The sequence below is a fragment of the Desulfovibrio sp. JC022 genome (assembly GCF_010470665.1).
In the GTDB taxonomy this organism is placed as follows: Bacteria; Desulfobacterota; Desulfovibrionia; order Desulfovibrionales; family Desulfovibrionaceae; genus Maridesulfovibrio.
Genome location: NZ_VOPZ01000004.1, coordinates 50,309 through 62,535 on the forward strand (window position 1 = coordinate 50,309; position 12,227 = coordinate 62,535).

At 48.9% G+C, this 12,227-nt stretch carries 8 protein-coding genes; 1 reads left to right on the forward strand and 7 read right to left on the reverse strand.

Annotated features, from left to right (window positions below):
- Positions 1 to 111: 111 nt before the first annotated feature.
- From FMS18_RS07345 to FMS18_RS07355, 3 genes are all read right to left on the reverse strand, one after another.
- Entirely contained in the window at positions 112 to 2,277 is a 2,166-nt protein-coding gene (locus FMS18_RS07345) for a methyl-accepting chemotaxis protein (RefSeq protein WP_163293108.1), read from the reverse strand.
- 185 nt (positions 2,278 to 2,462) lie between these two features.
- The gene (locus FMS18_RS07350) at positions 2,463 to 3,569 is read right to left on the reverse strand and encodes an acyltransferase family protein (protein ID WP_163293109.1); all 1,107 of its coding nucleotides are present in this window, start codon (positions 3,567 to 3,569) and stop codon (positions 2,463 to 2,465) included.
- A 159-nt stretch (positions 3,570 to 3,728) separates the two neighbouring features.
- On the reverse strand, positions 3,729 to 5,894 hold the full coding sequence (locus FMS18_RS07355) for a methyl-accepting chemotaxis protein (RefSeq protein WP_203544566.1): 2,166 nt from the start codon (positions 5,892 to 5,894) through the stop codon (positions 3,729 to 3,731).
- A 225-nt stretch (positions 5,895 to 6,119) separates the two neighbouring features.
- On the opposite strand from FMS18_RS07355, the gene FMS18_RS07360 reads away from it, so the two are divergent.
- Positions 6,120 to 6,839: a phosphorylase gene (locus FMS18_RS07360; RefSeq protein WP_163293110.1), complete on the forward strand. Its 720-nt coding sequence runs from the start codon at positions 6,120 to 6,122 to the stop codon at positions 6,837 to 6,839.
- Positions 6,840 to 6,900: 61 nt separating this feature from the next.
- Here FMS18_RS07360 and hpnH read toward each other — a convergent pair whose 3' ends face one another.
- The 4 genes from hpnH to FMS18_RS07380 are packed head-to-tail and all read right to left on the reverse strand — an operon-like array spanning position 6,901 to position 12,142.
- A complete protein-coding gene (gene hpnH / locus FMS18_RS07365) occupies positions 6,901 to 7,917 on the reverse strand; it encodes an adenosyl-hopene transferase HpnH (protein WP_163293111.1) in 1,017 nt (338 codons plus the stop codon).
- A 38-nt stretch (positions 7,918 to 7,955) separates the two neighbouring features.
- The gene (locus FMS18_RS07370; protein ID WP_163293112.1) at positions 7,956 to 8,675 is read right to left on the reverse strand and encodes a hypothetical protein; all 720 of its coding nucleotides are present in this window, start codon (positions 8,673 to 8,675) and stop codon (positions 7,956 to 7,958) included.
- Entirely contained in the window at positions 8,675 to 9,454 is a 780-nt protein-coding gene (locus FMS18_RS07375) for a phosphate/phosphite/phosphonate ABC transporter substrate-binding protein (RefSeq protein ID WP_163293113.1), read from the reverse strand. The genes FMS18_RS07370 and FMS18_RS07375 overlap by 1 nt, the downstream gene beginning before the upstream one ends.
- Positions 9,455 to 9,457: 3 nt before the next feature.
- Complete coding sequence (locus tag FMS18_RS07380; RefSeq protein ID WP_163293114.1) at positions 9,458 to 12,142, reverse strand: MMPL family transporter; 2,685 nt, start codon at positions 12,140 to 12,142, stop codon at positions 9,458 to 9,460.
- Positions 12,143 to 12,227 lie beyond the last annotated feature (85 nt).

Genomic DNA, 12,227 nt, shown 5'->3' on the forward strand with positions numbered 1-12,227 from the left:
CTTTTCAGTACGCTTCGCGTATAGTGCGATAAGACGAATTTCAAATTAAGAACCCGGCAATATCTTCGAGAATATTGCCGGGTATTTTAATTTGGATTTGTGGACTGGGATTTACGAATTGCGCAACTCCTCAATAAGCCCACTCAACTGTTCTCCAAGTCGCATCAACTCTTCAACCGCTGTGGCTGATTCACGCATTGCCTGCGCATTATCGTTTGCAATAAGATTTACTTCCTCAATGCCACGGTTAATCTGTTCACTGGCGGCAGACTGCTCTTCAGAGGCAGTTGCAATGCTGCGAACCTGTTCGGAAGTAGTCTCAACAATTTCGACAATCTCCTCAAGACTTTCACCGGCTCTGCCCGCCAATTCAGTACTGGAGCCGACCATCTCTGCAGCACTCCCCATCTTATCAATATTCCTGCGTGTTTCAGACTGAATGGAATGTACGGCTTGCCCTACTTCCTGCGTAGCCTGCATGGTCTTCTCAGCAAGTTTTCGAACCTCATCAGCAACTACGGCAAACCCTCGCCCGGCATCGCCTGCTCGCGCAGCCTCAATGGCAGCGTTCAAGGCCAACAGGTTGGTCTGGTCAGCAATATCGGTAATGACGGTAATCACTTGCGAGATGCCATCTGCATGCCCACCAAGCACATCAAGACCGGCAACCATTTCTTCCGTATGCTGATTTACTTCCGATATAGCGGAAACCACATTAGCAACAATTTTACCACCGTCTTCCGCTTTGGATTTTGCATCCAGAGCACTATCAGACGCATCTCCGGCGTTACGGGCAACTTCCAACACACTGGCATTCATCTGCTCCATGGCAGTAGCGGATTCGGAAGTACGTTCACGCTGAGTTTCTGACCCGCGACTGGACTCATCAATCTGGGCAGTTAATTCCTGAGTAGCACTGGAAACCTGTGAAACAATACCGGAAAGCCTTTCCGCAGCCTGTAGCATACCTTCACGTTTAGCATTTTCAGCCTCTGCACGAGCTTCGTCAGCCTCGCTAAGGGCAATTTGAGCCTTGTCAGTTTGCTCCTGAGCCTCTTTAGCCATTGTTTCGGATTTGGATATATTATCAACAAGAGAAGTAAGCATATCCCGCAACGAGATATTCAAATCATGCAACTCACCGCCGAACATTGATTCGTCAAGACGGACATCAAAATTACCCTTGGCAACATCCTGCGCTGCTTCAGTAATAACCCCGATAGGCTTAGATATGGATCTGGCAATAAAAAAGATGGCCAGTAAAACCAGAATAAAAGCGACAATACCAATAACAATAAGATCCTTGGTTAAACTTTGTGAACTAGCCAGGATCTTATCCATGGGAGCACTGACCGCAAGATACCAACGCTGTCCTATTCCGGGAAATTCCACCGGAACATACTGCACCATGGACATAAGTCCGGTTGCAGCGGCCTTGCGGAATTCAAGAAACGGCTCCCCGGCTTCAGTCGCCCTTTTTAAAGCCGCTTCATCCTGAAATGTTGCAACGTCGTAAATATTTTTATCCAAAAAATCTTTCTTTGGATGGTAGATAAAGTCCCCGTCCGGGTTCATGAGCCATGCATATCCGGTTTCATAAGGGCGGATCTTGGATACGAGTCCCATAACATTAGTTATAGGTAAATCAACACAGACAACCCCCTGAAAAACACCGCCAGCTATAATTGGCGAGCAGATACTGATCATGGTTACGTCTTTCCCGCCAACATTATATGAATAGGGATCGGTGATAAATGTGCATCGGAGTTGCTTGGGTTTCAGGTAGTAGTCGCCGTCACCCGGTACATCATACCCTACCAGCGGGTCCACTTTAATACTACCGCCATCCCTGTAAATATATGGAACAAAACGCCCGCTTTCATCATGGTTGGGTGTTCCGGCAAATTCCGCATCCCGCCCATCAAAAGCATCAGGCTCCCAACCAACGCAGGCTCCTACAAATTCGGGATTAGCAGAAACAAAACCCTTAAGCATGGAAATCACACCATCACGGCCCATACTTTTGTCATCTGCTTTCATTCCGGCAAATGCTTCAGCAAATCCCTCAGCTTGATTCTGTGCCTTTGCCACATAGGCAAGCACCTTTTCCCCGTAAGTTCCGGCAAGTCCGTACAGCTCCCTTTCGGCAACATCTTCGATAGCATCGGAACTTTTATAAGTCGCCACGACTTCAATGCTTACAAGCGCAATCAACAGTAATGCAGCCACAGGCAACAAAATTTTGTAAAGCATTTTAAGATTCTTAAACCAGCCCATCAGTCCCTCCTGAAATTACTTTTACCCTGAGAACAAATAACAGAATATCACAGGCTACGTTACAGCAAAGAAGATAACATGTCACAACAAAAGGCTTACATAACTCAAAAAAAACGCCCCGTTCCTAAGGAACGAGGCGTAAGCATTTAAAAGCAACCCGCAAATGTCATTCTACTTAAAGCAACTTACAACACCGAAGAAATTCCCTTCACCTTCTTCAAAGCAACAGTCAGCACCCAGCAGGCCGCAGTAGAACCGACCAGCAGGATGGGAGCCTTGATGAACGGAGAAGCATCCATGCCCAGCAGGTAATAAGCCCCATAATAGACCGCAAGTGAATGGAAAAGATAAAGCCCGTATGAACTGGCGGAAAAAGACTTCCAGAACGGGTTGGAGCTGTTTACAAAACGCTTAAACAAAGCGATCCCGATCATGAGCGTGCTGTAGGCAAGAATGTTGAAACCGAGGGCATTGCCGAGCTGGACAGGCAGTTCGGTACCTCTGGTAGCCATCATTCCTTTAAAAGTAAGATAAACAACAGCTGAAACAACACACACAATAAGCCAGGGCAGCAGTTTCGGGGTGTAGCCCTGCCGGGTAAACCAGTTCCGCTTCCAGGCCAGAATTCCAAGCCAGAAATAAAGCAAGTAGACGAAAAACCTCAGAGGTTGAAAAACGATCAGGTAATAGTCGGTTATCCATGTATCCACGGGGAAGAACTGATTCATGCCCAGAAAAATACCGGCAGTCAGCGTGATGAACAGAAGCGGAAGCAAGGGAGAAGGATTGCGGCTGATCCTCGGCGGACTTTGCAGGCTGGGAAACAGTTTATAGCAACCGCTGAGAATCAGATAAAACAGGGCCAGCAGCCCGAGAAACCAGAACACAGACTGGCTGTACATGGTCGTCCAGAACGGCCCGGCCCAGAACTCCATAAAGGCGGGAGCCTTACCTCTAGAGAGCAGGATCATGTACATGGCCGGAGGAGAGAGAAAAAGCACCCCCAGCACCCACGGAATAATAATCCGCCTGAATTTAGCGGACCAGAATCCGCTCAGCCCGTGCTTTTGCAAAGACGGCAGCCCGAAATACCCGGCCAGAAAAAACATTATGGCCATAATGGGCACATCAATGAGCATTACAGCATAAGTAAAAAACATGCTCTGCTGCGGATCAACAACAAACCACCATTGCGGTGCGAATTTCATATAGCAAAGGGATACATGCAGTACCACCACCATAAAGATGGTCACAGCGCGCAGATTATCAAGAAAGAACATCCGCTGATTCATAATGGGAAAACCTCTTAACTAAACGATTGTATAAGATACCTCTGAATATTCTCCTGTTAATCCCAAGTCAAACACTATCAGTCGAGGGACTACTCACCCACTACAAAAAAAAGGCCGGGAATTACCCCGACCTTTTCATAAGACTTATAAACTCAAGCTCTATGCTCTGCGCAACTCTTCGATAAGCTCGGAAAGCTGCTCACCCAGATGCATAAGCTCTTCCACAGCAGTGGATGATTCACGCATGGCCTGTGCGTTGTCATTGGCAATGAGGTTAACCTCTTCAATGCCCCTGTTAATCTGCTCGCTGGCGGCGGACTGTTCTTCAGAAGCAGTGGCGATACTGCGCACCTGCCCTGCGGTTTCTTCAACAATCTCCACAATATCCTTAAGCGCGTCCCCGGCCTTGTTGGCGGAGTCGGTACTTGCGGAAACTTCAGCCGCAGCCTTGGTCATACCGTCAATGTTCTCGCGGGTTCCGCTCTGAATGGCGGAAATAAAATCCCCTACTTCTTTGGTGGCATCCATGGTTTTTTCAGCCAGCTTGCGAACTTCATCAGCAACAACTGCAAATCCGCGTCCGGCATCACCGGCTCTGGCAGCTTCAATGGCAGCGTTCAAGGCCAGCAGGTTGGTCTGGTCAGCGATGTCGGTGATCACGTTCATGATCTTGCCGATTCCGTCAGCCTGCTCACCGAGCACGCCGAGACCTTTTTCCATTTCAACAGTCATGCCCTGAACCCGGTTAATCCGCTCCACAACGTCATTGACGATATTTCCGCCATTCTCGGCCTCAGAACGGGCGTTATCAGCGGAGTCAGCTGCTTCAGCGGCATTGCGGGCAACTTCCATAACACTGGCATTCATCTGTTCCATGGCGGTTGCAGATTCAGCAGTGCGTTCACGCTGGGTTTCAGAACCACGGCTTGATTCATCAATCTGGGCGGTAAGCTCCTGACTTGCACTGGCCACCTGAGAAACAATGCCTGCAAGCTGATCAGCAGCGTGGAGCATCCCTTCTCGTTTGGCATTTTCAGCTTCAGAGCGGGCTTCGTCCGCCTCTTTAAGAGCTACCTGAGCTTTATCAGTCTGGTCTTTGGCTTCCTCGGCCATTTTTTCAGCCTTGGAAATATTTTCCACCAGCCCGTTCAGCATAGCCCGTAAAGCCGAATGTAAATCTTTGAGCTCACCACCGAATTTGGAACCGTCAAGGCGGACTTTGAAGTTACCTTCAGCAACTTCCATAGCCGCACCGGCCATAATTCCGATAGGCTTAGAAATAGAACGGGCAACAAAGAAAATTGCGATCATGACCAGAACGAGGGCAACCCCGCCCATGGCCAGCAGATCAAAAGTAAGAGTGTGCGCATCTGCAAGAATTTTGTTCATGGGCGCACTCACGGCAAGGTACCAACGTTGTCCGCTATCCTTGAATTCAATTGGAATATACTGAACCATGGACCGCTCGCCGTTTGCAGCTGCAATACGCACTTCAAAGAAAGGCTCACCGTCATCCATTGCTCTTCTGAGTCCAGCTTCATCATCGAATTCAGCAGTATCAAAAATATTCTTTCCGATACGCTCGTCAGTGGGATGGTAAATGTAATCACCATTAGGCATCATCAACCACGCATAACCGGTTCCGTAAGGACGGATTCCGGAAACCAGATCACTGATATTGGTGATAGGCATATCCACGCAGACAACACCGAGAGGCCGCCCGTCAAGCATGATCGGCGCACCGATGGTAGTCAGCATGAGCCGTTTGCCGTCAACATCATAAGGATAAGGCGGAGTAATATACGGCCTGCGTCTTTCAATAGGCTTTAGGTAATAATCACCGTCTCCGGGCACAAAATATTCAGCAAGGGGCACAACCTCTATTCCGCCTCCGGCCCTGTAAACGTAGGGAATGTGCCGTCCGGTCTTGTCGTGCAATTCCGTATTGGCATATTCAGCATCGCTGCCGTCAAAAGCATTTGGCTCCCAAGCATTACTGCCGCCGATAAAATTATCGTCGCCTTTAACCAGCCCGACGAGCATGGATATAGCGTCAGATCGGCTCAGTTCTATCTTTTCACGCCTGAACTGAGCAAAAGTACTGGCAAGTCCCTGAGCCTGACCCTGTGCATGGGTCATAAAATTAAGGATCTGCCCGCTATATTCTCCCGCAAGGGCGGAAATTTCTTTTCGTGCAACCTTTTCAATAGCTTTTGAACTGCTGACAGTCGCAAAATACTCCATACTACCCAAAGTCAACAGGAGCAAAGCTCCCACCGGCAGCATGATCTTGTACATCATTCTTAAATTTTTAAACCATTTCATCTCGGCACCACCTTAATTAGAGTTATAAATGATCCCCTCACTACAACCCTGTCGCGCTAGTTATTTTCATTTTCGCTATGTGTCAATATTGACGTTTAATGGTAATAGAATAGCACTGAGATATGTTTTCATCAGAATTTTAAATAAACTTACATGTAATTCTTAAACTTTACCCATATTCAGATCTGATCTATTCTCTACCCAAGAACAATTTAAGGAAAAATAATGAAATTAAAAAAAATCGCCATCGTCGCGGCCATGGAGCAGGAAGCACAGGCTATCTGCCCCGCCCCGCAGCATAAGACACTCGGCAAATATCAACTTCTTTGCGGTACGCTTAAAAACAATGTCAGTTATCGCTGCATCATTTCTGGAATCGGAACTGCTCGGGCTGCCGAGGCAGCAAAACTGCTTTGCGCTGAAAAGCCGGATTTAATTCTAAGTATCGGTGTTTCCGGAGGATTGGCAGCCGGACTGGAAGCCGGAACCCTTGTTACGGCCACCACCATTCATTCTGATATAGCGGAGTTTGATTCGTGGTTTGAAGGAAATGAAGACGCAAGGCAACGTATTGAACTGATTCCTGCCTGCGGAGAGATTCAGTGTGGAAAGCTTATCACTGCGGGGGAAGCAGTACTCACCCCGCAGAATAAATTGTTCATGCATGAACGCACCGGAGCTTTGGCAGTAGACATGGAATCCATCGCCGTAGCTCAAGCAGCAAAAAAAGCGGAAATACCTTTCGGGTGCATCCGGGCCATCAGCGACGATTCAAAACGGGGTATCCCCCAAGAATCACTTTCCGGTGTAGATGAGTCTGGAAAAACGCAACTAAGCCCCATCCTAAAAGCCATCATGAAACGGCCCACCTTAATTTTTGAACTGATCCCCATGGGACGAGATTATTCAAAGGCATTGAAAGCACTTGGTACAATTTTAAAATAAAAAAAACTCCGCAATCTCATCTAGAATATTGCGGAGTTACTTTTACTGTAAATTTAGAGAACTACTTTACGCTTATGCCTTTCAGGGCAAGCATGGCACCTTTGATGGGACGCTTTACGGAATCAGCAACTGCTGTGGGTTCGAAACCGCAATGGACCATGCAGTTTGCGCAGCGAGGATCGTTACCTACACCGAACTTATCCCAGTCAGTCTCTTCCATTAGTTCTTTGTAGGAAGAAACAAAGCCGTCTTCCAGCAAATAACAGGGACGCTGCCAGCCATGCACGGAACGGCAGGGGTTGCCCCACGGGGAGCATTTGTAATCAGGCTGGTTTCCAGCAAGAAAGTCGAGATAAAAGCTGCTGTGGCTGAAATCCCAGTTCTTGCCTTTACCGATGGTGAAAATTTCACGGAAAAGTTTTTCACTCTGCGGACGGGTCAGGAATGCATCCTGATCTTCAGCCGCTTCATAGCTGAAAGCAGAGGAAAGAGTCATGCCGTCAACGTTGAGATCCATGAGAAAATCAAAAAAATCAGCAGCCTTTTCAGCAGTCTGACCGCCGAAGAGAGTGGTGTTTGTGTTTACCCGGAACCCCTTGGACTTGAGCAGCTTGATAGTCCTGACCGCAGAATCAAAAACACCCTGCTTGCAGACAACCTTATCGTGAATCTCTGCGGGACCGTCCAGATGAAGGTTGAAAGTCAGGTAAGGGCTGGGTTTGAATTCGTGAATACGCTCGGGCATGAGGATGCCGTTGGTGCAGAGATAAACAAATTTCTTACGCTTGATCAGCTCGCTGACGATAGTCGGAATCTCCGGATGCAACAGCGGCTCACCGCCGGGAATGGATACGATAGGCGCGCCGCATTCTTCCACAGCATCAATGCATTCCTGCACAGAAAGACGCTTGTTAAGAATCTCAGGCGGCTGGTTAACCTTACCGCAGCCCTTGCAACGCAGGTTGCACTGAAAAAGGGGCTCGAGCATGAGTACCAGCGGGTAATGTTTGTTACCCTTGAGGGTCTGGGTGAGAATGTATTTACCGAGTCTAGCTACTTGAATTGCGGGAATTGCCAAGGTCTTAACCTCATTGCCGCCGCAAAGGGGCGGGTTTATTATTCAGCGGCCTTTTTGCCATCACAGGCTTTGACCAGCTTTTTACAGGAATCAACTTTTAATAATTTTGCATCAAAACATTTGCTTTGCAGGGCCTTGTTATAATGAACACAGGCTTCCTCCACTTCATCATCTTCCAGCAATGCAGTTGCCAGTCCAAGACGATTCATGGCGAAATCCGGCGCGATTTCAACGGCCTTTTCGTAATATTCCAAAGCATTATCCATGTCCCCGATACTTATAGGCGCGGAAGGGGCTTTCAAATAAAGTTCACCCAAAAAACGATCCGGGCCAGCATGATCCACCTGCGGAGAAAGTTTGGACGCTACGAGTGCTTCTTGCTCCATCAGCGGCACAAGGTCAAGGCCCTTCATGGGAGCAAGCTGAGCCTCTTTAGCAATTAAATAAGCCAAAAGATAGTGGCCCAGACCGGATTGCGATTTTTTAGCCAGATATTTCTTCAACTTCTCCTGAGAAGACTTAGCGTAATCGGCAGCCTTAACCGCCCCGCTCTCCAGCAACCATGCGGAACAAGCCGCACCCTGCAATATATCCTTATCCTTAGAAGAACTGGACAGAGCCTCCGCCTGCGCCCTTGAGCAGGGCTTCCAAAGCACCACTCCGTCAGCTTCATATTCATAAAGAGGAAGATTGTACTGAACGGAACAGCCGCAAATGAGCAGCATTGCCAGCAATGGGAGAATACGAAAGAGCCTCATTATCTCAAATCCTTATCAGCAGGATTAAATCCGGCTGTCTGCAACAGTTTAAGCAGATCATTTGCAGCCGGGTCCTTATCCATATCCAGCAGCACAGCCTGAAGCCGGAAAGCATCATCAGAGGTATTGCCGAACCAGACCACCGGGCTGTTAGGCAGCTTGGGAGAGGTATAAATAACTTTGGTATTGGAATAGCGGCTAGAGTCCTTGATCACCGAATACTGCACAGCATCAAGAACCACGCCGGACACTTTTCCTTTGTTAACCTTGCGGAGCATACGCAATGCCTTATGCGTACCTTCCACAGTAAATTCTCCACTCTTATTCCCGCTGAACAGAATTCCAAGAGATTGCGGGGTATAGAGCATAGAGCCGTAAACAGTGCCCTGAACCTTCTCCGGGGAATCAGGACCGGATGCAGGAACGATCAGCCGCCAGACATCCTTTTCCATACCCTGCGGCAAAGTGGATGCCACAGGAACCATGGCAAACTTATCAACATATGATTTGTAAAAAGTCAGCCCGCTGATGGCCCATGTCGGCTTGTTCTTGCCGAGGTAATCAAGGGCTGCGTTCAGGTCGTTATAGTAAACACCCTTCACATTTTCACCCAGCTTAGCGGAAAGATATTTGGCAAGTTCATCCATAACCGGCTGCGCTTCGGCAGTGGTTCCCGGTTGCCCGGGTTGAAGAATAGCGAAATCAAATCTTCCGGCAAAAGCAACAGAGCTAAGGGTAAGGACCAGAACAAACGCAAAAACAATGACTCTTCTGAACATAAACTATTTTCCTTTAATCCTTTCAATCAATCTGAACACGGCAGGCAGAACCACCATACAACCTACAAGGCAGGTAGCGGAACCGGTAACCATAATCCCACCCAGCGAAGCAAGGCCGCGATGATGCGCCAGCAGCAATCCACCGAACCCGATCATGGTGGTGCAGAAACTGAGTCCCACAGCCACCGGAGTGCTGGTGTGGTAGAGACGTTCGCCTTGGGAAAGTTCCTTCCAGCGGGCCAGAAAATGAACCCCGCCGTCAACACCGATAGCTATAAGCACTGGAATAGCAAAGAAATTGGCTAAATTAAAGCTCAGTCCGGTAATCCCCATAACCTCCAGCAGCCAGAATATTCCGGCAAAGAGCGGAACAAGGGTCAAAAGCACATAACTGATGCTGAAAGAGCTGAGGAACAGGATAACTGAAACAAGAATGATGGTCAGCCCAGCGGCCTCAAGAAAGGTCTCGCGCATGAGCAGGGAAGACTCAAGAACCACCACCGGAACCCCTGTAACTTCAGGGTCGATCTTGCGCAGGTCGCCCACAAATCCGGTCAACTTATCAAAATCCCAGACATTTTCCACCGGGGAAATCTTGACCATGAAACTGCCGTCTTTGCCCACATAAAGGGAGCGCAGATGGTCAGGCAGGTCATCCGGAACGACCGACTGTACCTCCAGAATTTCCTTAAGCCACGCAAAAGAGCTGGAAAGCTCACTGACCAAACGAGCCTGAAGCGGGGTCAGGTTAACCGCATCCGCAGGATTCTTTTCCAATATTTCAAGACAGGAATCCGCGCGGTCAATGATCTCCGTAACCTGCTGTAATTCTTTTTTTGCACCGGCAGAAAAAAGCTTTTCCTCAAGGCCCTCAAGAGATTCAATCAGATTCTCAAGGGAAGCCGTCACTTCAGAGGGCACAAGATAGGAATTGCGGGCTTCAAGATTAATTCCCTGCAAAGCCTCAGCCTCACCGCGCAGAATTTCAGCTTTTTCCTGCTGTCCTTCGGGAAGAAAATCGAGAATGGACTCAATACGCCCCACCGACGGAACCTGTTTGAGTTCTGCGGTCAGAGACTTCACGGAGTTAAGGTCCGGGCGAGTCATGACCGCAAACCATGTGGATTCGTCGGAATCGTTAATCAGTACATGTTCGTACTCAACGGATTCCAACCCCTTGGCCTGCAACTCCAGCAGGTTGTAGTTAAACCCAGCCTTCTGGAATCCCGGAAAAGCCAGCGCGGTTAACGCACCGAAAACAAGCAGCACGGTCACCGGACGGGAAATAACTTTTTCCATGAACGGCATGGTCGCCATACGTGGCTGGGAAGATGGAAACCAATTGCGCCGCCCTGCGATTAGCATCATGGAAGGCAGCACGGTAAGCATAGAGATCAGGCAAAAAATGATACCTGTTCCGCCCACAAGCCCCAGCTCGGCTAAGCCCACAAATTCCTGACCAAGCACAGCGTAAAAAGCACAGACTGAAGTAATACCGCCCAGCAGCACACCGGGTCCGGTATGGACTAAAGCTTCTTCCACGGCCTCATCCGGGGTCATGCCGGAAGCAGAAGCTTCCACATAACGCATAACAATATGGATACCGAAATCCACCCCGATGCCGACCAGTACAAGGGCAAAAACAATGGATAACAAGTTCAGACTGCCCAGCGCCACCAGCGTAAATCCGAAGGTCCAGGCCATGGCACAAAAAAGTGAGCCCATAACCAGCATGGGCCGCAGCCAGCCGTGCAGGATAAACATGAACATAAGTCCCACTACAACCACCGAAATAATGGCGGCAATGGTCATATCCTGATCTGTGGTGTGCATCTCATCAGCGGAAAGAACCGGACGCCCGGTCAGCCCGGCTTCGATTTCAGGAAATTCTCCGCGCACTGTTTCCAGTGATGAACGCACGAAATTCAGCGAAGGCCCGATCACATCCATAACCCGGAAATCCTTCTTGGGCAGGATACGCATGATCAGCAATTTACCGTTGCGGGTGAAGAAATACTGGATTCCGGCCTTGTCCAGATCGAACACCGGGGCATTCAGGGTTTCAAGAGTCGGCCCGGAAACAAGGGAGGAATGCATCTCGCCTACAAGATCATCCAGCGCACCCATGAACGGCCCAAACATTTCCGGATCGGCACCGCCGCCCTTTTCACCGGAAAGAAGCCCGGCGGTCATGTCCAGAAAACGGGACAACCCCGGCTCTTCAAACCATTCCCTCCCCAGCGGACCGAAATCACGGGCAAGAGAAACAAACTGGCGCAACTCGTCCGGGGAGGCGAACATGAGCACCCCCGGCCCCATGTCACGGGCGGACATGGCGTAATGAACTTCTTTGACCAGATCGGGACGTTTTTTAAGCTTTGTGGCAAGTGTACCTGCAAACTTAGCAGCTTTTGTTTTACCCGCTTCACTGCCCCCGGTCTTGATGACCACAAACATATATTCCTGATCACCGAAATTCTTGATCTGTTCAATATTACGTTTCTGAAAAGGGAGATCGTGGGAAATGAGGTTATCCTGATCGCTATCCAACTTGAGCCAGAGAGCGGAGGAAACAGCACAAGTTGCCGCCAGCAATACGGCGCAGATAACTATGGCAACAGGAGCCTTACGGACCAGCCCCCAGATGGAGCGGATGATTTTTTCTAAGAGACTATAAAAAATATTCATTAAACTCTGCCCGCTGTGCAATGATTCGACAGGGGTCTTTTTTAGACATGGCAGATAATTAAAGAAGGCAAACCAGTATACAGTT